Raw genomic sequence first — 24,885 nt, forward strand, 5'->3', positions numbered from 1 at the left:
CTCCCTCCTAAAACCCTTCTAATAGCGATTTTGTAATTAAGAACCACCCATCAACCAGCACAAATAATAATATTTTAAAAGGAAGTGATATCATGACGGGAGGCAGCATCATCATACCCATGGACATAAGCACGCTCGCTACAGCCATATCAATAACGAGAAAAGGGACAAATATCATGAACCCCATTTGAAAAGCTGTTTTAAGTTCACTGATAGCAAAAGCTGGTACAAGCGTAGTGAGCGGAACATCCTGAATGGTATCCGGACGCTCCATTCCTGAATAATTTATGAATAAAGCTAAGTCCTTCTGCCTCGTATGCTTCCCCATAAAATCCTTCATAGGAATACTTGCTTCTTCATAAGCTTCATCCAATGTAATTTCCTCATTGAACAATGGTGTTAAGGCCTGGTTGTTTACTTCCTGGAAAGTGGGGGCCATTATGAAAAATGTTAAAAAAAGAGCAATACCAACCAAAACTTGATTGGGAGGCATTTGCTGAGTCGCAAGCGAAGTCCTGACAAATGAAAGTACGATCAGAATCCTTGTAAAACTCGTCATTAAAATCAATATTCCAGGAGCAAGGGACAAGACCGTTAACAATAGCAGTAATTTAACGGAAGTAGAAATATCTTCAGGATCTGAACCGGAGAAGATATCGATAAATTCATTCATGATCTCTGCCCCCCTGATCCCGTCTTGACGCATTCTTTCTTTTTTCTTTCATATCTTTAAGCTGTTTCTCAAATAATTGCTGAAACTGTACCGTGGAAGTAGTTTCTTCCTTTCCCTTATCCTTTTTCCATTTTCCGAGCCACTTATCCAAAGGGAAAGCTTGTTCCATTCCTTGATGTTTATCCTTTTGGATCAAACCGCTTTTGGTCGAAGGGTCTAAGATCTCGGTAATGATTTCTACAGAATCCCCAACGCCAAGGATAAACACTTGTTCGCCAATCCGCACAGCCTGAATCGAACGGTTAGGTGCAAGGTTCATCCCTCCGAGGTTTTCCATTGTTCGATTCTGATTGAATACTTTATTCCTGGAATTAAAAAACTTTAATAGGCCATATATGAGAACTAATACTAGCAAAAGAACAAAAACCAGTTTTATAATGTTCCACAGTAAAGACCCTTCAGCTGCTTCCACCTGAGAGGAATTGCCCCCAGGTGGAGCCTCAGAATCTTCTGCTGAGTTTGAAGATGGGCATCCTTCAAGCTGAGGATTTTCTAAACACTCAGTGGCAGAGGGTGCCGCTTGAACGAACCCTGCACCGACGAGAAAAATAGTAAATAGAGCGATAATGAAAGCTGTCCATCTAGTTGTTCGATACATAAACATTCCTCTTTAACTTAAGGCTTTTTGAATGGCTTCAATAACACGATCAGCCTGAAAAGGTTTAACGATAAAGTCTTTCGCCCCTGCTTGAATAGCATCGACAACCATTGCCTGTTGTCCCATTGCAGAGCACATAATTACTTTAGCATTTGGGTTATGCTGCTTTATTTCCTTTAGTGCTGTAATTCCATCCATTTCGGGCATGGTAATGTCCATCGTTACGAGATCAGGGTTTTTTTCTTTATATAATTCCACCGCTTTTTTCCCATCTTCTGCTTCAGCTGCGATCTCATAGCCATTCTTCGTAAGAATGTCCTTTACCATCATTCTCATAAAAGCTGCATCATCTACAATCATTATTCTTCCTCCCATCCTACTTCCTCCTTGATTAACGTAATTTACTCAGCCGATCTTTAGGGCTTAATATGTCGGTAACCCGTACACCGAAGTTCTCGTCGATCACGACAACTTCTCCCTTAGCCATCAATTTTTCATTTACAAGAATATCAACTGGTTCGCCTGCTAACTTATCCAGTTCTATCACAGAACCTGCTGATATTTCTAAAATTTCATTTATTGTACGCTTCGTGCGACCAAGTTCTACGGTAACTTTTAATGGAATGTCCATCAGCATATCTAAGTTTCTTTGTTCATTGTTATTAAGTTGCACAGATTCAAAGTTTTGGAATTGAGCGGTCTGAATATTCGCCTCATTAACGCCTTGCCCAACCGGTCCTCCTACGTACTGAGGTTCAACTCCCTCGTGAGATGTTGATGTACTCGAACCCTTGTCAGACTCCTCCGTTGTAACAGCAGCTTTAGTGGGCTGATCGTCTTCTCTTGAACCCAAAGATTTTTTCAGTGGTTTTTGAGGAGGTGCTTGGTCTTCAGGATTCATTAACTGGTCCACTAACTCTCTAGCAAAACCAACAGGAAGAAGCTGCATAATACTAGAATCGATTAATGTCCCCACTTTAAGCTGGAAAGAAACTTTCACAAGAGTTTCATCGTCTGGAATCTGATCCGTACCCCGGTTTTCCTCGAGGTTTAACACATCAATGGAGGGGGGAGAGATATCCACTTTTTTATTAAATATAGTTGACATGCTGGTCGCTGCTGACCCCATCATTTGGTTCATCGCTTCCTGGACAGCACTTAAAGAAATTTCATTTAATTGATCATCAGGTGAGCTGCCATCTCCTCCCAGCATTAGATCTGCAATAATAGCTGCATCTTTAGTATTAATAACTAGAACATTTTCCCCTGAGAATCCTTGCGTGTAAGTAACACCGACTGCGACGTACGGTTTTGGAAATTCATCAGGCAGGTGATTACGGTTTACAACTGTGATTTTCGGTGTGGTAATTTGCACTTTATGATTTAATAAGGAAGACAAAGCTGTAGCAGAACTTCCAAAAGATATATTGCCAATTTCACCTAGCGCATCTTCTTCAAGTATTGATAATTCTTCTGCCAAACCTTGATTATAAGATGAGCGATTAAGATCTTCACCTGTACTGCCATTCAGAAGAGCATCTATTTCATCCTGTGATAACATATCGTCACTCATTTCTTTCCGCCTCCCCTCGATAGTCTTCTAAAACTTGCACAGCGAGATGATTTTTAATTGTACCCGGCTGTACATGAAACTTTTGTTCGTTATCTACTTTTAGTGTCATAGGTCTGTCAATTTGCTGACTTAGTCGAATCACATCATTTTCCTTCAACCCTAAGAACTGCTGAATCGATATGTTGGACTCTCCGAGCAGAGCTTTCATATCTACTTCTGCCCCTTTGATAGTTTTCGCTAAAGCTTCATATTCTCCAGGATCTCTATCTTTCGGCTGTTGCTTTTGCATCCAATAATGTACAGAGAGCTTCGGAATGATTGGTTCTAACACTACGTGAGGGATGCATATATTAATCATACCGCTCGATTCTCCAATGGTTGTATTTAAGGAAACAACTACCACCGTCTCATTAGGCGATACCATTTGCAGGAATTGAGGATTCACTTCAAATTCTTCCAGTACTGGATCGATCTCAACTATAGAACCCCAGGCTTCCTGATAGTTATCGAGGGCTTTCTCAAATAAGTGAGACATAATAGTCGTTTCAATTTCTGTTAAGTTGTCCACTTTGCTCACACTGCTACCTCTGCCCCCCAGGACTCGGTCCATCATCGCATACGCTACATTAGGGTTGGTTTCGAGCAGAATTCTTCCTTCTAATGGAGATACACTGAATATATTCAATATGGTCATTGTTGGAATAGATCTGATAAATTCTTCATAAGGTAGCTGGTCTACTGAAGCGACTTCGATATTTACATAGGTTCGTAGATGTGCTGAAAAATAAGTAGTAAGCAGTCTGGAGAAATTTTCATGTATTCTGGAAAGACTTCTAATCTGGTCTTTTGAGAATCGAAGCGCCCTTTTAAAATCGTAGGATCGAACTTTTCTCTCTTTTTCTTCATTCTTTAGTTCTTCGGCATCCATTTCACCCGTTGATAAAGCGGATAGCAAGGAATCTATTTCATTCTGAGAAAGAACCTCTTCTGCCACACTCTCACCTCCTTACCAGAATTGTTAGTTATTGTAGAACCTTGTCTACTGTATAAACTTCAGTAACGGTCCCCTGGCTCATCACCTCGTTCAATTTTGCTTTTAACTGGTCCTCAAGGTCACCCAGACCCGATTGAAACGATTCCGAATCCATAACCGCAAGTTCTTTAATCAATATATTTTGCATCTGGAAATCTCTCTTTTGTAATTCTTCTAAAGATTTTTTGCTGTCTGTTACTACACGAAAGCGGATGCGGACAAAGTCCCCATTCTTTAAATCCGTTGTAATATCCTCCGTCAGCATAGAGGACTCACGCATTTCATCAATGGATCTTTTTCCACTTACTTCATCTGTACCATTCAGATTCATGACGATAATAAGGGTGGCTGCACCGAGAAGAGTAAGTGTACTGAGAATAATAATCATTGTCTTAAAGACTCGATTTTTAATCGTCATCACCTGCCTGTCCAGCTATTCTAAAAAGCCCTACTTCTCTATAAAACCTTTTGATTTTCTTTACCACAATTTCTTCCTGCTCTTTAACCAGAAGCTTTTTTCCTTGAGTTGTAGTTATCATAGTGTCCGGATTGGATTGAATTTGCTCTATGTAGATTGCGTTTAAGGTAAACGAATCTCCGTTTAATTTCGTTAAAGCTATCATAATGATCAGGGAGGCTTTATAATCCGCCTCCCCGCCCTCCTCTCCGGTTATCGTTTCAAGTTAACTAGTTCCTGAAGAATTTCATCTGAAGTCGTAATAATCCTCGTATTGGCCTGAAATCCCCTTTGTGCTGTAATCATTTCAGTGAACGATTCAGCTAAATCCACATTGGACATCTCAAGAGCCCCTGCGACCATTTGTCCTGTTCCATCCTCTCCAGCAACCGAAAGATCGCCTAATTCCGCATTGGGCTCACCAGCGTTAGTGGTATAGCGATAGGAATTGCCACCCACCTTTTCAAGGCCGCTTGGGTTAGCAAAGTTAGCCAGTCTGATCTGCCCTGCTACTTTAGGTGTACCATCAACATCTACATAACTTACAGCACCGTCCGGCTGGATACTAAAACTCTGAGCGTCTTCAGGAATGGTAATTATTCCTGCAATGTTTTGTGCGGTATTCGGACCGTTTTGATTTATAGAATAAGGCTCCCCAACTAAGTATTTTCCTTCATTGTTCACGATTGCCCCTTCAGAATCCAAATAGAAATTTCCCGCTCTCGTAAAGCTTGTATTCACGTTGTCAAGATTGAATGTTTTCCCGTCAGTATCAATGTCATCCGTTCCACCTTCGGCAAGCATAAACATCCCGTCTCCTTCAAGAGACAAATCCAAGGGGCGATTCGTAGTCTGGCGATTGCCTTGAGTATGGATTGTATCAATAGATCCTGTTTGAGATCCCAGCCCTACTTGAGAAGGGTTCAAACCTCCTCGCGCGTTGCCGTTTGCTCCCTCAGTAGGCCCTTGAGCTCCTGTCATCGTTTGACTCATCATATCCTGAAATGTAACGCGCCCTTTTTTGTATCCGTACGTATTTACATTGGCAATGTTATTTCCAATCGTATCTAACTGTGTTTGAAAGCCTTTCATTCCGGAAATTCCCGCATACATTGAACGTAGCATATTGCAACATTCCTCTCATTTTTTAATTAGATCAGCCGCTTCCATCAGTCAGCGGTAGTACGGCCTCCCTTGAGGGTCCAGCCTAATCGTCTAAAACAATGGTGCCATTTATGTTTGTGAAAATTTGAGATGCAGCTTCTTCTCTTCCAAGCGCTGTAACTACAGTGTTATTATTGGTACTTACTACAAAAGCTGCCTGGTTAGTAATGACTAAACTATCCGTTACACCTTTGGATTTGGCTTCCGCCATCTTATTTGAAATCTCATTCCATTTGTTTTCTTCAATTTCTATATTCCGTTGTTTCAACCGCTTTTCTGCATGTTTACTTATTTTTAATGTCTGAGTTTCATTAAGAACCTTTTGAAAGGAGGTATCTGTTTTCGTTTTCGTTTTGTTCCCTAGAGGTGCCTGTAGTGGTTGGTGAAATTGATGAATACGGGGATTCAATCTATTCACCGGAACTTTCTTCACCTGTATCACTGACAGATATAATTTGGTTGACTGGGAGTTTAAGGCCTGAATTCAACTCAAGAGAGGTATTTCCGTCTTTTTGAGCCACGGATGTAACTACTCCTTTTTCTACACTCTCCCGGGCCCCCGTTTCTTCATTAGCTATTGGGTAGCTAACTTCCTTACCTATCAAACCGCTATATTGGACCAGGGGCGGTAGACTTTGAGTTTCTAAAAATTTCTCCATAGATTGAGACATATTCGTCATTTGTTCCAAATTAGAAAACTGGGTCATCTGGGAGATAAACTCTTTATCTTTCATAGGGTCAAGAGGGTTTTGATTTTGAATTTGCGCCATTAAAATCTTTAAGAATTCATCTTTTCCGAGGGAGGTATTTGTGCTCCCGGCAGCTGGCTGATTTTTTAAATAGTAGGACGAATCAATCGTATTCATGTCATCACCTAAACTTTCTCATTCATTAAAATATCGTAAAAAGACTCTCCATCCTCAGATTGTTCTTCACTATCCGAATCTATCTGATTTGACTGTTTTTCTTTTTGTTCTTCGTGCCCGGCTTGATCCTCATCGAAAGAATAGAACGACTGCTGGTCAGATAATCCTTCATTCTTTTCAACTACGACCTGCTGAGGGGAGAACATATGACGCAACTGACCCATATTACTTTCCAGCATTTCTTTCGCTGCTTGACTGCTAGCAATAATCTTCACGGTTAGTTCACCATTTATTTGCGCAAGTTTCACCGTCATCTCCCCAAGATTGTGAGGCTTAAGTTTTAACTGCATTTCCATACTGCCCGGCTTGCTGGTAAACCACCGGCTGGATTGAAGGATACGTTCCAGTTCTTTCATAAACTGGTTTGGGATAGAAGAAGACAGCTGATTCTGATGGATCTGAATCACATGTTGCTCTACTTTTGCCATCGGCATGGTTTGAAGAGAAAGTGCCGAGGTTCGAGAATTGTCCGTATGCTTATCAATATACTGTGAAATCCACTTCCCCATTTCCTTTCCATTAACAGGCGCCAACCTTTGATAACCAGACGGAACAGTTTGTCTATTCTGATAGGTATTCCATAAACCTCTAAACAGCTTATTTTCAAATTCAGTTCCTTGCTCTGATAGCTTGCTCAGCATGGATGTCCATTTTCCCTCAGGTACTTGATTGGATATTTGGGAAATCGATTGAATGACATCTTTAATAACTAATACTTTGGTTGAATAACCATTGACCTTGGAATGAACATCTTTATTGTTGTTTTCCAAACTATGAATGTTTTGCTGAAACTTAACCCATAATTTTTGGAGATCAATCTCTTTCTGCTCAAAGTTATTAAATACTTGACTTTTTTCCAATTGTGTGAAGTTGGAAGGAATAGGGAGGGTAATAAAGTGGGTGTCATTCGACATTTTCTTTTTTTGCTCCTCAGTGCCTTTAAGTACATTCTGAACCAAGTGTATGGTTTCATTTATGGTTTGAAAAAGATCTGAAACCTTTGGGTCTTTCACTAGGCTAGTCTCTTCTTTCGAATTACCCCCTTCTGCTTCCTCCGCTTTAATTACTCCTTGAAGCATTTTAAGAGCGGAGTCTAAACCCGTTAATATGTCCAAATCTGAAGGCATAACCGCATCGTCTTCAAACTGAATTTGGAGCTCAGCCAGCTGTTCCAGTTCTTTTAACCCCTGTCCATTTCCTTGATCAGTTTCTTTTTGATAGGACTTTAGTTTTGTAAACAGTTCATTTAATTGGCGGCGAAGCTTCTGTACCATTTCATCAATTGGACCTATACCTGCCTTGCCCGGAACATTTAAACTCTCCCTATTCTCTTGCAAGGTGGATAATAAGTCTTGAAATGATCCTTTGGAATTCTTACCTTCTGTTGGGGAGTTAAATAGAAGCAGCGGCTGGGATCGTGCCGTGCTAAACATCTGATGGACAAGATCCATTGTTTTCACCTCCTTTCAAGATAAAACGCCATTAATTCTCAGATGAGTTAATGATTTCACCAGCGATTCCAGCGGCTGCTTCTGGACTCATCTGACCAAAAATCAATCCTCTTTCTTCGCTTGCTACATTTTCAAGTACCTGTATAGCAAGATCTTGACTCATGTTCTCCACTATAGGCGCCGCTTCTTCCGGCTCCATTTGCTGAAAAGAAGCAGCCATGTCCATCACTTTCTCATTTTCAGGTTTTTCTTCTTTTACTTCTTGAGCTGATTTCACATCAGCCTCTAATTTAACTACCTTTTGTTCAAGTTCATCGATCTCTGTCTGTTTGGCACTGAGTTCTTCTTCAAGCAGCTCAATCTCTTCATTCTTGGCGTCAAGAGAAGACTGAACTTCCTTCTTGTTTGATTTAGTATTTTCTTCCTCTGCAACAGAAGCGCTCTGAGACATCCCTGGCACTTTACTTACATACTTGCCAGCTTGTTCTGTAACATTCACACCTAGAAGAGTTAAGACAATCCAAGCTAAGGTGATGGCAAACACTATGGGAATAATAATTACAAGGAAGAACCATTGAAGTTTACTGCCTTGCTGCTTATCCGTTATTTTCTTTGCCATGACCTCACCTGCTTTGGAAATTTAAAAATTGTCTCATGGACAAATCATCCATTTGTTTATTTTCTTCATCTTTAACCCATTTTTGATGCTTTTTCTGCTTTTGTTCGATGAGCTTTTCAAATTTCTTCACTTCTACATAAGCGTCTGTTAATTTTTCCTGGGAGTTGTACATAGCCTGGCGGGCGTCTCGAACTTCAGGCTGCAGCGAGTCAATACGTTCCTCTAAGCGCTCTATGTATTGCTGGTGCTGAATAAAAGTCATAGCCTGAATCGTTCTTTTTGAAAGGGTCTGATGGAATGAGTGCTCGGCTTCTTCTTTTTCCTTCAATACCTCATACAGCTGTGTTGCTTTCTGTTCAAATGTCTCGACTCGAGATTGATGTTGTTTCTCTTGCTCTGTTCTCTCCCGGTCCCTTAAATCCTTAATTTTATGAAAACCACGCAAATGAGCCATCCAATTTCCACTCCTATGTAAATAACTGTTTTAGCAAATCCTGTGATCCTTCAAAACTTGAAGGTTCTTGTACACCTTGCTTCAGAAAATTAATGATGGAAGGGTGATAATGAATCGCCTGATCAATATCCTTACTGCTGCCTTTTTTATAAGCTCCTATTTGAATCAATTCACTATTTTCCTCGTACCTCGCAAGCAAAGCACGAAGGCGTTCGGCTGATTGTTTATGTTCATCTGATGTAATCTGCTTCATTACCCGGCTGATTGATCTCAATATGTTTATGGCTGGAAATTGGCCTTGTTCTGCAAGGTTTCGATCCAGTACAAAGTGTCCATCAAGTATCCCTCGCACGGTGTCTGATACCGGTTCATTCATATCGTCACCATCAACCAGCACGGTGTAAAAAGCAGTAATCGTTCCTTTACTGCTCGTACCGGTTCTTTCAAGCAGCTTGGGTAAGAGAGCAAATACGGAAGGTGTGTAACCTTTAGTCGTGGGAGGCTCGCCTGTCGCAAGTCCGATTTCACGCTGAGCCATGGCAAAGCGGGTTACAGAGTCCATCATAAGGTTGACGTTATAGCCAAGATCTCTAAAGTACTCGCTTATCGCAGTAGCAGTATAGGCTCCTTTAGTTCTCATAAGAGCTGGCTGATCAGATGTAGCTACGATAACGATGGAACGTTTTAGCCCCTCTTCTCCTAGATCGTTTTCAATAAATTCTCTCACTTCTCTTCCCCGCTCACCAATGAGTGCTATAACATTTAAATCGGCAGAGCTATTTCTTGAGATCATTCCCATAAGGGTACTTTTACCTACACCACTTCCCGCAAATATACCTACACGTTGCCCTTTTCCAACCGTTAACAAAGAATCAATTGCACGAACTCCTACTTGAATCGGCTCTTTAATAGTGGGCCTTGATAACGGATTAGGCGGAGACTGGTCTGTTGGATACATCGTTAAGCCTTTGGGTAATGCACGACCGTCCAGCGGCTGCCCTGTAGCATCCAGAATCTTACCAATCAATCCTGTTCCTGCTTTGACTTTCATGGGTTCACCTGTTGCTTCTACTAAACTACCAGGACTGATATCTCGCATTTCTTTATAAGGCATAAGGAGAATATTCTCTTGATTGAAACCAACCACTTCCGCAGCAATGGACTGGTTCCGGTCAGAATGTGAATGGATATAGCATAAATCTCCAATCGAAGCTTCCGGACCCTTTGACTCCACCATCAAGCCTACCACCCGATGAATGCGGCCGTAGCGTTTAAAGATGTCTGATCGATCAATAACTTGTAAATAAGTGTCCTTATTCATAAGGAACCGCCTCCTGAACCACACGAAAAACTTTCTCTCTCAATTCTTTCAGCTGACTGTCTATCCCAGCATCAATGCGTCCGAAAGGGGATTCAAGCACGCATGAAAAAGGCTCCATCTCATCTTTTACATAGATAGACAAGTTGGTTTTCAAACTTGTCATTCTTTGCAATTCTTCTGCCTGGGACTGTATATAGCTATATTGATCAGGATGCACATAAATGGCTATTTCAGGCTGCTCATGAACTTCCTTAACTACTTTTTTAACAAGGTACGAAAAAGACTCTGGATGGTCTTCCAAATGGCAATTTAATATTTTTTCAGCTGCACGAAGAGCAATTTCGACGATGGTTTCTTCACTTGATGCTACAATCGAGTGATAAGATTGGTTCGCTTTCGCAATAATATGGTTTGCTTCTTCCAACTTTTCCGTGTAATCCTGATAACCCTGTGTTACACCGGCCTCGTATCCTTCTTTTTCTGCGGCCTGAACCAATTGAACTCTTTCTTCATGCCAGGCTTTCTTATCTGCATCGATTTTGTGTTCAGCTTGCTGAAGCAGTTGTGAAGCTTCTTCCCGTGCCTCTTCTAAAATTCTTTCAGCTTGCTCTCTTTTTTGCTCTGCAAGCTCTTGTTCATTGCAAAGATTTTCTTCCACGGATCCAGCAGGTGTTAGCTTTTCGATAGGCTTAATCTGGATAATACGTTGTGAACATTGATTGAAACTAGACAATAATGTCGTCACCCCCGCCGCGCGCTACCACGATTTCACCCACATCTTCTAAACGTCTAATAGTAGCCACAACTCTGGTTTGAGCCTCTTCTACATCACGTAAGCGTACAGGTCCCATAACTTCCATCTCTTCTTCAAACGTTTCAGCCATTCGCTGGGACATATTGGAAAATACTAGATTTTTAACTTCATCACTCGAAATTTTCAATGATAAGCGAAGGTCTTCATTTTCAACCTCGCGTATGACTCTTTGAATGGCTCGATTATCAAGTGAGACAATATCCTCGAATACGAACATGCGTTTTTTAATTTCCTCGGCTAGTTCGGGATCCTGAATTTCTAATGAGTCTAATATTGTTCGTTCCGTACTTCTATCGACTCCATTGAGCACTTCAACAACAGCTTGAATACCGCCTGTTTCTGTATAGTCATGGGTTACTGTGGCTGAAAGTTTTTTTTTAAGTATTTGTTCCACCTGATTGATAATTTCTGGAGAAGTCGATTCCATCGTAGCAATTCTGCGTGCAACATCGGCTTGCAGCTCCTGTGGAAGTTCAGAAAGAATCTGGCCGGACTGGGCTGCATCCAAATAAGATAAAACTAGAGCAATCGTTTGAGGGTGTTCATTCTGAATAAAATTCAAAATCTGAGATGGTTCAGCTTTCCTTGCAAAATCAAAAGGCTTCACTTGAAGAGAAGATGTCAAGCGTCCGATAATGTTGGATGCTTCGTCTTCCCCCAAAGCTTTTTCAAGAATGGTTTTGGCATAGCCAATCCCTCCTTGAGAAATATAATCCTGCGCCAGAGCAATCTGATGGAATTGTTCTACTATTTCTTCTTTCTCTTTTGAATTTACTTTTTGAACTGAAGATATTTCGAGTGTTAATTGTTCTATTTCTTCTTCATTTAAGTGTTTGTATACCTGTGCGGCTACATCTGGTCCTAAAGAGATTAAGAGGACAGCTGCTTTCTGCTTTCCAGATAACGCTGACTTTTTTAAGGCCATTGAAGAACCCTCCCTTATTCTTCCGCGATCCACGATCGCAATAATTTAGCAAATTCTTCAGGCTTTTCCTTTGCCATCTTTTCTAACTGTTCTCTCTGTTGAGTCGAAGCGGTCACCTTTTCTTCAATCCCAGGCACATAGGGAGGTATTTCCTCTTCTACAGTGTCTTCATAAATTTCTTCTTCTTGCCTTTTTCTTCTCATTAACAAAACGATTAGCACCACAATAACAGTCACAAGAACAGCTCCTATTGCGTACATCCACATTGGAATTCCAGGAGAGGGCTTAGGAGGGGATGGCTGCTCACTGAATTCTTGAAAAACGATTGATATTTTTTCCTCCGGGTTTACTTCTCCATAACTTTCATTAATGGATGTTGTAATCATTGAGTTAAGTATTGACTGCACGCTTTCCTCAACGGTTTGCTGCTCTTCAGCAGATAATTGTTCAACAGATCCTTGCTCATCAGCACCTTTAGTACTATCAATAGCTACCTGAATTCCAAGATCCCTTACTTTAAAAGGGCTTTCCTCAATATTTCTCTTAATGCGGTTAAATTCATTATTAATCGTTTCACGGTTCATTTCATAATCCCCGTTAGACCCTTCTCCATCAGCAGGGTAGTTCGCTACATCTTCCTCTCCTGCACCTGGGACTCCCCCTTCAGGCACTCCTCCTTCATAGGTTTCTTCGATCCGTTCAATACTTACCGGCAGTCCTTCCATAGTGTCAGGGTCAACCGGCTCTACCAGTTCTTCGACACGATTTTCTTTTGTAAAATCAACATCTGCTGTAACGGTTGCAATCACTTTCTGCTGACCAATCATCCTGCCAAGCATACGCTGGACATCCTGCTTAATGTCACGTTCAATATTTTTCTTCACATTCTGCTGATATGTATAAGCGTCCTGACTTTTAGGTGAATTTGAATTATTTAAATCAAAATACTTAAAGTTTTGATCCATGATTACGATATTATCTTTAGACAAGTTAGGAACGGATTTCGAAGCCAGGTTATAAAGTGCTTCTATTTGACCGTTCTCCATCTGATATCCATGTTGAACAGTCAGTACGATCGAAGCTGAGGCTGTTTGCTCTGTCTCGGATGCAAACACCTCCTCCTCTGGAATGTTGATCATAACCTTAGCATCCTGAATTCCACCGATTCCCTTCATCATATTGGCAAGCTCGCTTTGCATCGCGTCAAGCTTAATCATATTAAACTCATTATCCGTCATTCCCCATGACGTATTATCACTAAAAAACCCATAATCTATCGAACCGCTGCTCGGAAGTCCTGCCGCAGCTAAATCTACAAGAAGCGCCTCTGCCTGAGGTTCTGGCACAAGAATTGATGTACCGTTTTCTTCCAATTCATATGAAACTCCTCTGGTGTCCAGTTCTGTTTTAATTTGTCCAATTTCCTGTATTGTTAAATCCTTATATAGAGGAACCATTTTTGAACTGGATGCGAATATACTCACCAGGGCTACTATTAACAGGATAGCTCCTATACCACCAAGTATGACCGATTTCTGACCTTTGCTTCTATCTTTCCAAAACGAAGTAATACGATATTTGTACTGTACTAGTTTTTCTTTCATAACTGCCCCCAAAAAAAAGCACGCTGTCTACGAATGTTATAACAACTTGTGTTAGTTGTATTACACTTGCATTCTCATAATTTCTTTATATGCTTCTACCACTTTATTTCTCACCTCTACCGATGTTTGCATCGTAATACTGGCTTTCTTTGAAGTAATCATCACTTCATGCAGGTTATCAATCTCACCGCTTGCCAGGGCTTTTGTTTTCTGATCCGATTCGATCTGGCCTTGATTCACTTTATCGATAGCATTTTTCAATTGATCAGCAAACTTGACTTGAGCCTCTGCAGGGGAGCTGACCGTGTTTAATCGAGACGAGGGAGCACTTGATTGGATCGACGGTAATCCCGTTATAGTATTTAGATCTGGCATTTAATCTCTCCTTCTCGTTATCTTCCTATTTCCAGGGCTTTCATCAGCATACTTTTGGAGGCATTCAGAGAAGTCACATTAGCTTCATAAGAACGTGTGGCACTCATCATATCCACCATTTCCTGTAAAGGATCTACGTTAGGAGTCTGGACATATCCTTCTGAATTTGCATCGGGATGGTCCGGGTAAAACACTTGTTTGAAAGGTGTCTCATCCTCCGCAATTTTTGAAGCTTTTACACCCTGACTGCTTTCGGATTGAGTTGATAGACGGGAGGCATTTTCGAGGTGAGACTTAAAACTTTTGTCCTCCGGTTCAAATACGACCATTTTCCTACGATAAGGCTCCGATTCTCCCTCTTCATTAATTTCAGCTCTTGTGGAGTTTGCATTTGCAACATTAGAGGAAGCTACATCCATTCTCAACCGCTGGGCCGTCAATCCACTGGCACTTGTGTTCATTGCATCAAAGATACCCATGGTTAATTCCCTCCTTTAATTACGGATTCCATGCTCCTGAACTTACCACTCATGCGATCAGCCAGAGCTTGATAGTATATCTGGTTCTGTGCCAAGCTGCTCATTTCTTTATCAATGTCGACGTTATTTCCATTGTGGTTATATGTAGTACTATTGTTTGTGGTTGTATTGTAGGAGGCGGATTCTCTATTATGGAAATCGATATGTTTGTGACTGGTTTTTTTGGCTGATAGAGAAGCTTCAGCGCGGTTTAAGTGATCTTTAAAAACAACATCTTTAGCTTTATAGCCTGGAGTATCCACATTGGATATATTGTTAGATATGGTACGGTTCTTTTCAGAAGCATAGTTTAAGGATTTTTCTAATGTGTCAAAAGTATCATTAAATAATTTCAGCTTAACCACCTCAATTCGACATGTTTCTAGGTTCACAAACCTAATTGTAAAAAAGTATGTATACCTCTGTCTATGTAGTACAACAGTATTTTTTTAATCACTCTATAAATAGAACTAAATAACCAGGACTTTAAACTTATAACAATGGTTTTTAAAGGATTTTGTCGAAAATACTATTATAATGAACATTATTACACAGTTCGTTCGGTAAATAAATTAGATTTACATAAATTTTATAAAAATATGATTTAGATGGGTATATAACCTTTTTTTTCCAATTTTGAATATAAAAAAAACCGCTGCTTTCTTAAAAGCAGCGGTTTTTCTGTAATTAATTTGTGCGAAGTTTTTGAAGCTCCACTAGGAAGTTATTGTTCAAGACTTTAATATACGTCCCTTTCATACCTAAAGAGCGAGACTCAATAACTCCAGCACTTTCTAACTTACGTAAAGCGTTGACAATTACCGAACGGGTAATTCCTACGCGATCCGCTATTTTACTGGCAACCAGCAGACCTTCGTTTCCTTCCAGTTCTTCAAAAATGTGCTCAATTGCTTCCAATTCACTGTAGGATAAAGAACTAATCGCCATTTGAACAACGGCTTTACTGCGAGCTTCCTGTTCAATCTCCTCTGTTTTCTCATGAAGGATTTCCATACCAACCACGGTTGCACCATATTCAGCAAGCAGAAGATCATCGTCGTTAAAACTTCTGTTAATTCGACTTAGAATTAACGTACCTAATCGCTGTCCTCCTCCGATGATCGGAACAATCGTAGTCAAACCCTGCTCAAACAATTCTCGGTTTTCTACAGGGAAAGCCGTATATTCACTATCGATATCAATATCAGGGGTTGTTTCCTGGATATTAAATAAGTTCTGAGTATATTCTTGTGGAAATTGACGTTCAGTCAGCATCGTCTTCATTCGCTCATTTTCAATTTCCTGATTAATAGCAAAGCCAAGAAGTTTACCTCGACGGCTCAATACAAATGTATTCGCTTCGATCACATCTCTCATTGTGGCGGACATATCATTAAAATCCACCGATTTCCCTGTAGTTTTCTGAAGCATAGCGTTAATTCTTCTGGCACGGTCTAATAATTTCATCTGTTATTCCTCCTTATAGTATGTCTATAAAATAAAACGACTTAGATCTTTATTTTTCACAATAGAGGACAGTTTGCTGTCAACATATTGTGGCGTAATTTCAATGGTTTCCATCGTTACATCTGGTGCTTCAAATGACAAGTCCTCTAATAACTTTTCCAAAATGGTGTGAAGTCGTCTCGCACCAATATTATCCGTCTCCTGATTCACTTCATGGGCAATCTCTGCGAGTCTAGTAATAGCATCGTCAGAAAATTCAACCTTTATACCTTCAATTTCCAATAATGCTTTATATTGTTTTAATAAAGCATTGGAGGGTTCTACTAAGATGTTTCGGAAGTCCTCTACGTTAAGCTTATTAAGTTCAACACGAATCGGGAATCTGCCCTGCAGCTCAGGAATCAGATCCGAAGGCTTGGCCATATGAAAGGCACCAGCGGCAATAAATAAAATGTGATCGGTTGAAACGGCACCGTGTTTAGTCACAATTGTCGAACCTTCTACAATGGGAAGAATATCACGCTGAACACCTTCTCGGGAAACGTTAGCTTGATTGTCCCCTTTTGCAGCTACCTTATCGATTTCATCAATAAAAATCATGCCTGACTGTTCAACTTTGTTTACGGCTTCCTGCCCTACTTCATCCATATCTACTAATTTACTCGCTTCTTCCTGAGTAAGGACTTTACGCGCTTCAGAAACGGGCAGCTTTCTTTTTTTGGTTTTTTTAGGCATGAACTGGCTAAATGCATCCTGCATGTTCATCCCCATTTGTTCCATTCCTGATCCTTGCATCATGTCAAACATAGAGGATTGCGATTCTTCCACCTCAATAGTAACCATACGGTCTTCAAGCTCGCCCATATCCAACTGCTGACGAATACGGCTTCGCTTAGTTTCGATTTCTTTTTCTTCCTGATCCGGCTTTGGTTCACTTTCCTGCTGATCTCCCTGGTTAAAAAACATTTCCAGCGGGTTTTTAAAATTATTCTGCTGCTTCTTCTTGGAAGGTACAAGGAGTTTTACAAGCCGCTTATTGGCCTGTTCTTCTGCTCTTTCCTTGACTTCTTCCATTTTTTCTTCTTTCACCATTCGTACAGCCATTTCCACAAGATCCCGAACCATAGATTCGACATCACGGCCCACATAGCCAACTTCAGTAAACTTCGTGGCTTCTACCTTAACGAATGGCGCTCCTACCAATTTGGCTAGTCTACGGGCAATTTCTGTTTTTCCTACACCAGTCGGACCCATCATAAGAATATTTTTAGGTACAATTTCGTCACGGATATCACCGGTTAGCTGCATACGGCGATATCGATTTCTAAGAGCTATAGCAACCGATTTCTTTGCGCTATTCTGCCCTATAATATATTGATCGAGTTTTTCTACTATTTGTTTAGGTGTTAAATTTAACGACATTGCAAAGGTCCCCCTTATTTGAGAACTTCCAGGATAATTTGATCATTTGTAAATACACAGATTTCTCCTGCTATTTCTAATGCGGCTTGAGCAATTTGTTCAGCTGATTGATCAGGTGAATAACGTTTAAGGGCACGACCTGCACTTAAAGCAAAGTTACCCCCGGAGCCTATAGCCAGAATTCCATCATCCGGCTCTATAACTTCCCCAGTACCGGATACCAGAAACATGTGATTACGATCCATCACAATAAGCATGGCTTCAAGCTTTCTTAACACACGATCACTGCGCCACTCCTTGGCTAACTCCACGGAAGCTCTTGCTAAATTGCCATCAAAACTTTCGAGCTTTCCTTCAAATTTTTCAAATAAAGTAAAGGCATCTGCTACAGATCCTGCAAAGCCTGCTAATACTTGATCATTGTAAAGCCTGCGTACTTTTCGTGCTTTATGCTTCATAACCACCTGGTTCCCAAGCGTCACCTGCCCATCACCACTCATCGCACACTGACCATTGTGCTGGACAGCAAATATCGTTGTTGCGTGGAATTGTTGTTCCATATACTCACCTCATTTATTTGCTCTTGGATGGCTGTTCATATAAACATGCCGTAGTCGATCTTTAGTTACATGGGTATAAATCTGGGTTGAAGATAAATGCTCATGGCCCAGTAATTCCTGCACCGAACGGAGATCTGCTCCTTCATTAAGCATATGAGTAGCAAATGAATGTCTCAGTTTATGGGGATGAATATCCACAGTTAAAGCAGCATCCTCTACCATTTTATTGAGAATCATCCGAATACCACGGGCCGTTAAAGGTGTTCCTTTAGAATTTAAAAATAGTACAGGGGTAGGACTGGAATTCTTTTGCTGAAGTACTCTTCTTCCATCTTCTATATAGGATTGCATGGCCTGACTGGCAAATTGCCCAAAAGGTACATACCTTTCTTTTCTTCCTTTCCCGTGCACGAGTAAAGTAGAAAGAGAAAGATCTATATCGTGTAGTTCGATCCGGGTCGCTTCGCTTACCCGAATACCAGTACCATATAATAATTCAATCAATGCTTGATTTCGCTGTCCCAGTGGATTTTTTTTATCGCTGACCGTAAACAAATGCTTCAATTCCTCCTGATAGAAAAAGTCAGGGATAGGATTGGCTTCCTTAGGAAGTGAAACATTTAGAAAAGGGTTTTTTGTAACAATCTGTTCCCGCTCAAGAAACCGAAAAAAACTTCTCAAGCTGGATATCTTTCTAGATACCGTTCTTCTAGAAAGTAGATTTGCATGTAGTTGTGATAAGTAAATACGTATGGATGAATAGTCACAATCTACAAAATTTAGTTGTTCCGCCTGTAAAAACTTCGCAAATTCATCCATATCAATAGAATAATTCTCCACTGTTAATGGCGATGCATTCTTTTCTATCTGTAAGTACTCAAGATACATCTGCTTATATGTTTGAAACTCTTCCATAGTTCACCTCACAAAGGCGTTTAAATTTTATCACACTTGTAATCGTAATCACAATGATATTAATGAAAATGTAACAAAATTCTGAATTGTTTCCAAATGAATTGAAGAAAATAACTCTTTATGGAAATTAACAGGGGTGAAGTGGAATCATTTACCTGTCAAGTATTTATTCTTACCAAACCGTAATTATAGCTTTCCATAAGTAGTGTGTCAATTCAAGAATGAACAAGCTTAGAATAAAGGGGCTGATAAACATTGTTAGTGATTCTTCACACGACTTGTTAAGCTGTATTGTCGAAAAAGATACAGTTTTGGATCCTATACCTTAAAAGGTATAGGAAAGACGAAAAAATGAACTCACTTTAATGAGGTACTGCAGGACATGGGAGGAGCGTTCTACATTTCCGCATCGTTCCCACAGCCACTATTACTTCTTGCTATAATGCCTCAGGGCTGATTTCACACATTATGGAGTATCTCATTATAAATCACCATGAAAATTTAATGGAGCGAAAAAGAAAAGAGTCTACAACTATCATAATAGTCATAGACTCTCCCTTTTATAACCACAGGCTATGATTGTGGTTCTTCTTTATAGTCACAATTGGTACATGTAATTTGAGTACCTTTTTTAGCCCGCTTCTCAACAAGCAGAGCTTCACATTTAGGACACGGCCGGCTGATTGGTTTATCCCACGAGATGAACTCACATTCGGGATAACGATCACACCCGTAGAACTTACGGTTTTTCTTGCTCTTCCTTTCGACAACGTCCCCTTTTTGACACTTCGGACATGTGACTCCGATCTTTTTAAGAATCGGTTTCGTATTGCGGCATTCAGGGAAGTTCGAACAGGCTAGAAATTTTCCATACCTTCCCATCTTATAAACCATTTCATGGCCGCAATTCTCGCAGTCAATTCCTGCTGGCTCATCTTTAATTTCTATCTCTTCCATCTCTTTTTCCGCTTTTTCCAAACGAGGCTGGAAGTCTTTATAAAAATCACCGATGATGGAGACCCAGTCTTCTTTCCCTACTTCAATTGCATCTAAGTCATCTTCCATTTCTTTGGTAAAATCGAGGTCAATGATCTCAGGAAAGTATTCAATCAGTTGTTCAAGAACAATTTCTCCTAGCTCAGTAGGTACGAAACGTTTGTTATCCAATGCTACATATCCACGGCGCTGGATGGTATCGAGTGTTGGCGCGTAAGTTGATGGACGCCCAATTCCCAGCTCTTCCAGAGTTTTAACCAGTCGAGCTTCTGTGTATCTCGGAGGTGGTTGAGTAAAGTGCTGGTTGGGCGTGATCTCTTCAGCTTTCACGGTCATCCCTTCTTCTAAATGAGGAAGCAGCTTATCTTTTTCTTTTTTATTATCGTCTCTGCCTTCAATATACACTTTCATAAACCCTTTGAACTTCACTTCAGAACCTGTAGCACGGAACTCGACTCCTTGGTTATAGAGGTGAACGGTCATGGTGTCCAGCACAGCTGGTGCCATTTGACTGGAAACAAAGCGATCCCACACCAATTTATACAAGCGGTACTGATCTCTTGAAAGAATACTCTTCATAGCCTTCGGGTCTCGATCAGCTCCTGTAGGCCTGATGGCTTCATGGGCATCTTGTGCGCCTTCTTGTTTCTTGGTCTTCTTACTATTACCCAGGTACTCACTTCCGAAGTTATTTTCAATATATTGTTTGGCGTCATCTTTTGCAGAATTTGATAAGCGTGTAGAGTCGGTACGCATATAAGTAATTAAACCAGTAGTACCTTGCTTCCCACCTAGATCAATTCCCTCGTATAACTGCTGCGCAATCATCATCGTCTTCTTCGCCCGAAAATTCAGCTTACGGGCAGCTTCCTGTTGGAGGGATGAAGTGGTGAATGGTAAAGAGGGGTTACGCTTTCTCTCTCTTTTATTTACCTTTTCAACAGAGAAATCTTTCCCAGTCATGCGCTGTTGAATTGTTTTGACGTCCTCTTCGTTTTTCAAATCCTGTTTCTTGCCATCGACACCATAAAATGAACCTTCGAATTTCTCTTTATCCTTTAAGAAATCCGCTTCAATGGTCCAATATTCTTCAGGAACGAATTTTTTGATTTCATTCTCACGATCAACGATAATTTTAAGCGCTACTGATTGAACACGTCCGGCACTTAAGCCTTTTTTAACTTTTTTCCATAAAATAGGACTGATGTTATACCCCACAAGACGATCCAATATCCGTCGAGCCTGCTGGGCGTCTACTAGATGAGAATCAATGGTACGAGGCTGTTTGAAAGAATCTTTAATAGCTTCCTTCGTAATTTCGTTAAAGACCACTCTGCATTCAGACGCTTCATCTATATCCAGACTATGAGCTAAATGCCAGGCAATAGCCTCTCCCTCTCTATCAGGGTCGGCAGCTAGATATACTTTTTTTGCTTTCTTGGCTGCAGTTTTTAAATCCTTTAACACAGGTCCTTTCCCGCGTATGGTTATATATTTGGGTTCAAATTCATTGTCAACATCTACCCCCATCTGACTTTTGGGCAAATCACGCACATGCCCGAGGGATGCTTTGACTTTATATTTCTTTCCTAGGTATCGTTCGATCGTTTTTGCTTTCGCAGGTGATTCGACGATTACAAGATAATCTGCCATATCGGTTCCTCCCATAGAGGTGTTTTCTCTATCTTCATTACATAACTTAAATCTTCCCTATTATTAAATACAATGAAACCGTTTGTCAAACATACCTTTCCCTCGTTTTAGAAATTTTACTTTCAACTGACCTTGAATGTAACACCTTTAATTCCTACTTTTCAAATTTTTTCTAGCCAGTCTTCAAGAATATCTTTGTAACTGTGTACAAGCTTAGCCCCTTGATTAATTATTTTATGACAGCCCTCACTTGTAGACTTACCTGCAAGACCGGGCATAGCGTATACGTCTCTTCCCTGCTCCAAGGCCTGATCTACAGTAATAAGGGAGCCACTTCTCAGGCGTGCCTCTACTACAAATGTTGCCCCTGTCAATCCTGATATAATCCTATTGCGTTCTGGGAAATGGTATTTTTCAGCCTTTCGATCTGGAGGGTACTCACTGATTACCAGTTGCTTTTCAGATAAGTATTGATACAAAGCTATGTCATTAGTGGGATAGATATGATCAAAACCAGAACCAAGTACAGCAATCGTCGTTCCATTATTACGGCAGGCGAGATGGTGAGCATATTGATCAATTCCTTTCGCCATCCCACTAACTAATGTAAAACCAAAGTGAATCAAGGGAATAAGAATCGATTTCATAGCTGGTAGAGAGTAAGAGGATGGGGTACGTGTCCCTACGACGCTCAAAGCTAATGAATCCGTTAACAGTTGAGGATTACCTGTCATATAAAGTACAAACGGAGAGTCTGGAATAGCCTTCAACAAAGGTGGATACGAGTCATCCATTAACGTGACACACTCATATTTTTGTAAATGATTGTCGAGTTTCCTCATTATATTAGTGTCATGAATATGATGGAGAATAGATATCGCTCTAGGCAGCGGAATTGATAATAGTCGGGAAATTTGTTCGGGTGTAGATGTAAAAGGGAATTGAAGCTGAGGATCGATTTGAAACATCTTTCTAAGGAGAGGCCTTGTTACTTGAGGGGCGTGATGGAGACGTATTAAGTTTTCTTTTACTGATTGCATATCAAACCTCTTTTCATATAATAGAACCGTGCCTTTAGAGACACGGTTCTTAATAATATTCCACTTCAATTATGGTTTGTCCGTTGATAAAAGGGCACACGTGCAGAATTTTTAAATATTCTCGTGTTACCGCATTCGTTTATGAAGAAATCAATCTGTTTAAACTGTTTTACACTTTTCAAGTAGACCTTGATCTTTAAGAACATTAATCAAAGTATCTCCCATAACAGAAGGTGTTTCTGCTACTTGGATACCACATTCATTCATCACACGGATTTTCTCGTCTGCTGTTCCTTTTCCACCAGAAATAATCGCACCGGCATGGCCCATACGCTTCCCTGGAGGAGCAGTACGTCCACCGATAAAGCCAACCACTGGTTTGTTCATATTTTCTTTAACCCATTCAGCTGCTTCTTCTTCAGCAGTACCTCCGATTTCACCGATCATGATAACCGCTTCTGTATCATCATCTTCATTGAAAGCTTTGAGTACATCGATAAAATCAGTTCCGTTTACCGGATCTCCACCGATTCCAACAGCTGTAGACTGTCCGATACCGGCTTCAGAAAGCTGGTGTACGGCTTCGTAGGTAAGTGTCCCTGAACGAGAAACCACGCCTACGTGACCTTTATTATGAATATATCCCGGCATAATGCCGATTTTACACTCATCTGGAGTAATTACACCTGGACAGTTTGGACCGACAAGGCGAGTTTTCTTACCTTCCATAAACCGCTTCACTTTAATCATGTCCAAGACCGGGATGTGTTCTGTGATACAGATCGCCAAATCCATCTCTGCGTCTGTTGCTTCCATGATCGCATCAGCGGCAAATGGAGCAGGTACATAAATAACAGAAGCATTAGCCCCTGTTTTTTCTACGGCTTCTGAGACTGTGTTAAAAACAGGAATTCCTTCTACTTCTGTGCCACCTTTACCAGGTGTTACTCCGCCGACGATTTGGGTTCCATACTCCACCATCTGTTTCGTATGGAACAAAGCGGTCGAGCCTGTAATTCCTTGTACAATAACTTTTGTATCTTTGTTAATATATACACTCATCTGATTTCCCCGCCTTTCTTTACTTTACTAGTTCTACGATTTTTTGAGCGCCTTCCGCCATGGAGTCTGCAGAAGTAATATTCAATCCGGATTCATCCAGAATTCTCTTGCCTTGTTCAACGTTCGTACCTTCCAGACGCACCACTAGAGGAAGTGTCAAACCGATTTGTTTAGTTGCCTCTACAACACCTTCAGCAATAACATCACACTTCATAATGCCGCCGAAAATGTTTACGTATATACCTTTTACATTGTCATCGGACAGGATAATTTTAAATGCTTCCGTAACTTTTTCTGTGGTGGCACCGCCCCCAACATCAAGGAAGTTAGCTGGATCGCCTTTATAATGTTTGATTGTATCCATGGTTGCCATCGCAAGACCTGCTCCGTTAACCATACAGCCAATATTTCCATCAAGAGCAATATAACTCAAGTCGTATTTAGATGCTTCTACTTCCTTAGGATCTTCTTCTTCAAGATCACGCAGTTCAGCCACATCTTTTTGACGGAACAGGGCGTTATCATCAAAATTTAATTTGGAATCGAGCGCAAGTACCTCGCCATCGCCTGTAGTAACAAGCGGATTAATTTCTGCTACAGAGCAGTCTTTCTTCACAAAGACATCGTAAAGTCCAAGCATAAATTTAACCGCTTTGCCTAAAGCTTCTTTTGGAATATTGATATTAAACGCTAATCTGCGAGCCTGGAAAGGTGTTAGTCCTGTCACAGGATCAATAACTTCTTTAAAGATTTTTTCAGGTGTTTTTTCTGCCACTTCTTCGATTTCTGTACCGCCTTCTTCAGACGCCATCATTGTAATTTTACTTGTGGCACGGTCCAGCACTAAGCCTACATAATATTCGCTTTGAATGTCGCAGCCTTCTTCAATCAGTAAGCGCTTTACTTCTTTTCCTTCAGGCCCAGTCTGATGGGTCACAAGCGTCTTACCAAGAATTTCTTCAGCGTATGTACGCACATCATCGAGGTTTTTAGCAATTTTAACTCCACCGGCTTTACCTCTGCCGCCTGCATGGATTTGTGCTTTTACAACGGTTACATCGCTGCCTAGTTTCTGAGCTGCTTCAACAGCCTCATCTACGGTATAAGCTACATGGCCATTTGGCACAGAAACGCCAAATTCGCGCATTATTTCTTTACCTTGATACTCGTGAATGTTCATGTTTCATCCTCCCATCAAATTTCAC

28 protein-coding genes are annotated in these 24,885 nt (G+C 40.7%); all 28 read right to left on the minus strand.

The genetic code is table 11. The annotated features are described in order from the left end of the window. Positions 1-7: 7 nt before the first annotated feature. Entirely contained in the window at positions 8-673 is a 666-nt protein-coding gene (gene fliP / locus ACTWP7_RS05390; protein WP_443122309.1) for a flagellar type III secretion system pore protein FliP, read from the minus strand. Further along, positions 666-1,331 (minus strand): flagellar biosynthetic protein FliO, encoded by a 666-nt coding sequence (locus tag ACTWP7_RS05395; RefSeq protein ID WP_443122310.1) that lies wholly within the window; start codon positions 1,329-1,331, stop codon positions 666-668. The genes fliP and ACTWP7_RS05395 overlap by 8 nt, the downstream gene beginning before the upstream one ends. 12 nt (positions 1,332-1,343) lie before the next feature. After that, entirely contained in the window at positions 1,344-1,706 is a 363-nt protein-coding gene (locus ACTWP7_RS05400; RefSeq protein ID WP_443122311.1) for a response regulator, read from the minus strand. Between the two features lie 16 nt (positions 1,707-1,722). After that, a complete protein-coding gene (gene fliY / locus ACTWP7_RS05405) occupies positions 1,723-2,904 on the minus strand; it encodes a flagellar motor switch phosphatase FliY (protein ID WP_443122312.1) in 1,182 nt (393 codons plus the stop codon). Beyond that, positions 2,897-3,898 carry a flagellar motor switch protein FliM gene (gene fliM, locus ACTWP7_RS05410; RefSeq protein WP_443122313.1) on the minus strand — a complete coding sequence of 334 codons (1,002 nt, stop codon included), beginning with the start codon at positions 3,896-3,898 and terminating at the stop codon, positions 2,897-2,899. The genes fliY and fliM overlap by 8 nt, the downstream gene beginning before the upstream one ends. Positions 3,899-3,926: 28 nt before the next feature. After that, positions 3,927-4,355 (minus strand): flagellar basal body-associated protein FliL, encoded by a 429-nt coding sequence (fliL, locus tag ACTWP7_RS05415; RefSeq protein WP_443122314.1) that lies wholly within the window; start codon positions 4,353-4,355, stop codon positions 3,927-3,929. Then, on the minus strand, positions 4,345-4,560 hold the full coding sequence (locus ACTWP7_RS05420; protein ID WP_014643281.1) for a flagellar FlbD family protein: 216 nt from the start codon (positions 4,558-4,560) through the stop codon (positions 4,345-4,347). Before ACTWP7_RS05420 ends, fliL begins: the two co-directional genes overlap by 11 nt. A 47-nt stretch (positions 4,561-4,607) precedes the next feature. After that, entirely contained in the window at positions 4,608-5,519 is a 912-nt protein-coding gene (gene flgG, locus ACTWP7_RS05425) for a flagellar basal body rod protein FlgG (RefSeq protein ID WP_443122315.1), read from the minus strand. An 82-nt stretch (positions 5,520-5,601) separates the two neighbouring features. After that, positions 5,602-5,976: a TIGR02530 family flagellar biosynthesis protein gene (locus tag ACTWP7_RS05430; RefSeq protein WP_443122316.1), complete on the minus strand. Its 375-nt coding sequence runs from the start codon at positions 5,974-5,976 to the stop codon at positions 5,602-5,604. Next, on the minus strand, positions 5,969-6,424 hold the full coding sequence (gene flgD / locus ACTWP7_RS05435) for a flagellar hook assembly protein FlgD (RefSeq protein WP_443122317.1): 456 nt from the start codon (positions 6,422-6,424) through the stop codon (positions 5,969-5,971). Before flgD ends, ACTWP7_RS05430 begins: the two co-directional genes overlap by 8 nt. Before the next feature lie 8 nt (positions 6,425-6,432). Further along, on the minus strand, positions 6,433-7,935 hold the full coding sequence (locus ACTWP7_RS05440) for a flagellar hook-length control protein FliK (RefSeq protein ID WP_443122318.1): 1,503 nt from the start codon (positions 7,933-7,935) through the stop codon (positions 6,433-6,435). A 31-nt stretch (positions 7,936-7,966) separates the two neighbouring features. Further along, on the minus strand, positions 7,967-8,554 hold the full coding sequence (locus ACTWP7_RS05445) for a MotE family protein (protein ID WP_443122319.1): 588 nt from the start codon (positions 8,552-8,554) through the stop codon (positions 7,967-7,969). A gap of 4 nt (positions 8,555-8,558) precedes the next feature. Beyond that, positions 8,559-9,008, minus strand: coding sequence for a flagellar export protein FliJ (gene fliJ, locus ACTWP7_RS05450; protein WP_443122320.1), 450 nt, complete (start codon positions 9,006-9,008; stop codon positions 8,559-8,561). Between the two features lie 13 nt (positions 9,009-9,021). Beyond that, a complete protein-coding gene (gene fliI, locus ACTWP7_RS05455; protein ID WP_443122321.1) occupies positions 9,022-10,329 on the minus strand; it encodes a flagellar protein export ATPase FliI in 1,308 nt (435 codons plus the stop codon). Further along, a complete protein-coding gene (fliH, locus tag ACTWP7_RS05460; RefSeq protein WP_443122322.1) occupies positions 10,322-11,062 on the minus strand; it encodes a flagellar assembly protein FliH in 741 nt (246 codons plus the stop codon). The genes fliI and fliH overlap by 8 nt, the downstream gene beginning before the upstream one ends. Further along, positions 11,055-12,068 carry a flagellar motor switch protein FliG gene (gene fliG / locus ACTWP7_RS05465; RefSeq protein ID WP_443122323.1) on the minus strand — a complete coding sequence of 338 codons (1,014 nt, stop codon included), beginning with the start codon at positions 12,066-12,068 and terminating at the stop codon, positions 11,055-11,057. Before fliG ends, fliH begins: the two co-directional genes overlap by 8 nt. Positions 12,069-12,082: 14 nt before the next feature. Beyond that, positions 12,083-13,672, minus strand: a complete 1,590-nt coding sequence (gene fliF / locus ACTWP7_RS05470; RefSeq protein ID WP_443122324.1) for a flagellar basal-body MS-ring/collar protein FliF — start codon at positions 13,670-13,672, stop codon at positions 12,083-12,085. 60 nt (positions 13,673-13,732) lie between these two features. After that, the gene (gene fliE, locus ACTWP7_RS05475; RefSeq protein ID WP_443122325.1) at positions 13,733-14,047 is read right to left on the minus strand and encodes a flagellar hook-basal body complex protein FliE; all 315 of its coding nucleotides are present in this window, start codon (positions 14,045-14,047) and stop codon (positions 13,733-13,735) included. A 17-nt stretch (positions 14,048-14,064) separates the two neighbouring features. Next, complete coding sequence (flgC, locus tag ACTWP7_RS05480; protein ID WP_443122326.1) at positions 14,065-14,526, minus strand: flagellar basal body rod protein FlgC; 462 nt, start codon at positions 14,524-14,526, stop codon at positions 14,065-14,067. 2 nt (positions 14,527-14,528) lie between these two features. Continuing rightward, positions 14,529-14,921, minus strand: a complete 393-nt coding sequence (gene flgB, locus ACTWP7_RS05485) for a flagellar basal body rod protein FlgB (protein ID WP_443122444.1) — start codon at positions 14,919-14,921, stop codon at positions 14,529-14,531. Positions 14,922-15,252: 331 nt separating this feature from the next. Beyond that, positions 15,253-16,032: a GTP-sensing pleiotropic transcriptional regulator CodY gene (gene codY / locus ACTWP7_RS05490; protein WP_443122327.1), complete on the minus strand. Its 780-nt coding sequence runs from the start codon at positions 16,030-16,032 to the stop codon at positions 15,253-15,255. A gap of 24 nt (positions 16,033-16,056) precedes the next feature. Then, on the minus strand, positions 16,057-17,454 hold the full coding sequence (gene hslU / locus ACTWP7_RS05495) for an HslU--HslV peptidase ATPase subunit (RefSeq protein ID WP_443122328.1): 1,398 nt from the start codon (positions 17,452-17,454) through the stop codon (positions 16,057-16,059). A gap of 14 nt (positions 17,455-17,468) precedes the next feature. After that, a complete protein-coding gene (gene hslV, locus ACTWP7_RS05500) occupies positions 17,469-18,014 on the minus strand; it encodes an ATP-dependent protease subunit HslV (protein WP_014643265.1) in 546 nt (181 codons plus the stop codon). A 9-nt stretch (positions 18,015-18,023) separates the two neighbouring features. Further along, positions 18,024-18,929: a tyrosine recombinase XerC gene (gene xerC, locus ACTWP7_RS05505; protein WP_443122329.1), complete on the minus strand. Its 906-nt coding sequence runs from the start codon at positions 18,927-18,929 to the stop codon at positions 18,024-18,026. A 573-nt stretch (positions 18,930-19,502) separates the two neighbouring features. Further along, a complete protein-coding gene (gene topA, locus ACTWP7_RS05510; protein WP_443122330.1) occupies positions 19,503-21,578 on the minus strand; it encodes a type I DNA topoisomerase in 2,076 nt (691 codons plus the stop codon). 161 nt (positions 21,579-21,739) lie between these two features. After that, positions 21,740-22,618, minus strand: a complete 879-nt coding sequence (gene dprA, locus ACTWP7_RS05515) for a DNA-processing protein DprA (protein ID WP_443122331.1) — start codon at positions 22,616-22,618, stop codon at positions 21,740-21,742. Between the two features lie 159 nt (positions 22,619-22,777). Next, positions 22,778-23,680 carry a succinate--CoA ligase subunit alpha gene (gene sucD / locus ACTWP7_RS05520; protein WP_443122332.1) on the minus strand — a complete coding sequence of 301 codons (903 nt, stop codon included), beginning with the start codon at positions 23,678-23,680 and terminating at the stop codon, positions 22,778-22,780. Positions 23,681-23,699: 19 nt separating this feature from the next. Further along, entirely contained in the window at positions 23,700-24,860 is a 1,161-nt protein-coding gene (sucC, locus tag ACTWP7_RS05525; RefSeq protein ID WP_443122333.1) for an ADP-forming succinate--CoA ligase subunit beta, read from the minus strand. Positions 24,861-24,885: the final 25 nt, after the last annotated feature.

The sequence above is a fragment of the Halobacillus sp. B29 genome (assembly GCF_052246755.1).
Lineage (GTDB): Bacteria > Bacillota > Bacilli > Bacillales > Halobacillaceae > Halobacillus > Halobacillus halophilus.

Bases quoted from the DNA above. Each gene is read 5' to 3' on its own strand.
- fliP (WP_443122309.1), bottom strand. From the start codon at position 673: ATGAATGAATTTATCGATATCTTCTCCGGTTCAGATCCTGAAGATATT.
- ACTWP7_RS05395 (WP_443122310.1), bottom strand. From the start codon at position 1,331: ATGTATCGAACAACTAGATGGACAGCTTTCATTATCGCTCTATTTACT.
- ACTWP7_RS05400 (WP_443122311.1), bottom strand. From the start codon at position 1,706: ATGGGAGGAAGAATAATGATTGTAGATGATGCAGCTTTTATGAGAATG.
- fliY (WP_443122312.1), bottom strand. From the start codon at position 2,904: ATGAGTGACGATATGTTATCACAGGATGAAATAGATGCTCTTCTGAAT.
- fliL (WP_443122314.1), bottom strand. From the start codon at position 4,355: ATGACGATTAAAAATCGAGTCTTTAAGACAATGATTATTATTCTCAGT.
- ACTWP7_RS05420 (WP_014643281.1), bottom strand. From the start codon at position 4,560: ATGATAGCTTTAACGAAATTAAACGGAGATTCGTTTACCTTAAACGCA.
- flgG (WP_443122315.1), bottom strand. From the start codon at position 5,519: ATGCTACGTTCAATGTATGCGGGAATTTCCGGAATGAAAGGCTTTCAA.
- flgD (WP_443122317.1), bottom strand. From the start codon at position 6,424: ATGAATACGATTGATTCGTCCTACTATTTAAAAAATCAGCCAGCTGCC.
- ACTWP7_RS05440 (WP_443122318.1), bottom strand. From the start codon at position 7,935: ATGGATCTTGTCCATCAGATGTTTAGCACGGCACGATCCCAGCCGCTG.
- ACTWP7_RS05445 (WP_443122319.1), bottom strand. From the start codon at position 8,554: ATGGCAAAGAAAATAACGGATAAGCAGCAAGGCAGTAAACTTCAATGG.
- fliJ (WP_443122320.1), bottom strand. From the start codon at position 9,008: ATGGCTCATTTGCGTGGTTTTCATAAAATTAAGGATTTAAGGGACCGG.
- fliI (WP_443122321.1), bottom strand. From the start codon at position 10,329: ATGAATAAGGACACTTATTTACAAGTTATTGATCGATCAGACATCTTT.
- fliG (WP_443122323.1), bottom strand. From the start codon at position 12,068: ATGGCCTTAAAAAAGTCAGCGTTATCTGGAAAGCAGAAAGCAGCTGTC.
- fliF (WP_443122324.1), bottom strand. From the start codon at position 13,672: ATGAAAGAAAAACTAGTACAGTACAAATATCGTATTACTTCGTTTTGG.
- fliE (WP_443122325.1), bottom strand. From the start codon at position 14,047: ATGCCAGATCTAAATACTATAACGGGATTACCGTCGATCCAATCAAGT.
- flgC (WP_443122326.1), bottom strand. From the start codon at position 14,526: ATGGGTATCTTTGATGCAATGAACACAAGTGCCAGTGGATTGACGGCC.
- codY (WP_443122327.1), bottom strand. From the start codon at position 16,032: ATGAAATTATTAGACCGTGCCAGAAGAATTAACGCTATGCTTCAGAAA.
- hslU (WP_443122328.1), bottom strand. From the start codon at position 17,454: ATGTCGTTAAATTTAACACCTAAACAAATAGTAGAAAAACTCGATCAA.
- hslV (WP_014643265.1), bottom strand. From the start codon at position 18,014: ATGGAACAACAATTCCACGCAACAACGATATTTGCTGTCCAGCACAAT.
- xerC (WP_443122329.1), bottom strand. From the start codon at position 18,929: ATGGAAGAGTTTCAAACATATAAGCAGATGTATCTTGAGTACTTACAG.
- topA (WP_443122330.1), bottom strand. From the start codon at position 21,578: ATGGCAGATTATCTTGTAATCGTCGAATCACCTGCGAAAGCAAAAACG.
- dprA (WP_443122331.1), bottom strand. From the start codon at position 22,618: ATGCAATCAGTAAAAGAAAACTTAATACGTCTCCATCACGCCCCTCAA.
- sucD (WP_443122332.1), bottom strand. From the start codon at position 23,680: ATGAGTGTATATATTAACAAAGATACAAAAGTTATTGTACAAGGAATT.
- sucC (WP_443122333.1), bottom strand. From the start codon at position 24,860: ATGAACATTCACGAGTATCAAGGTAAAGAAATAATGCGCGAATTTGGC.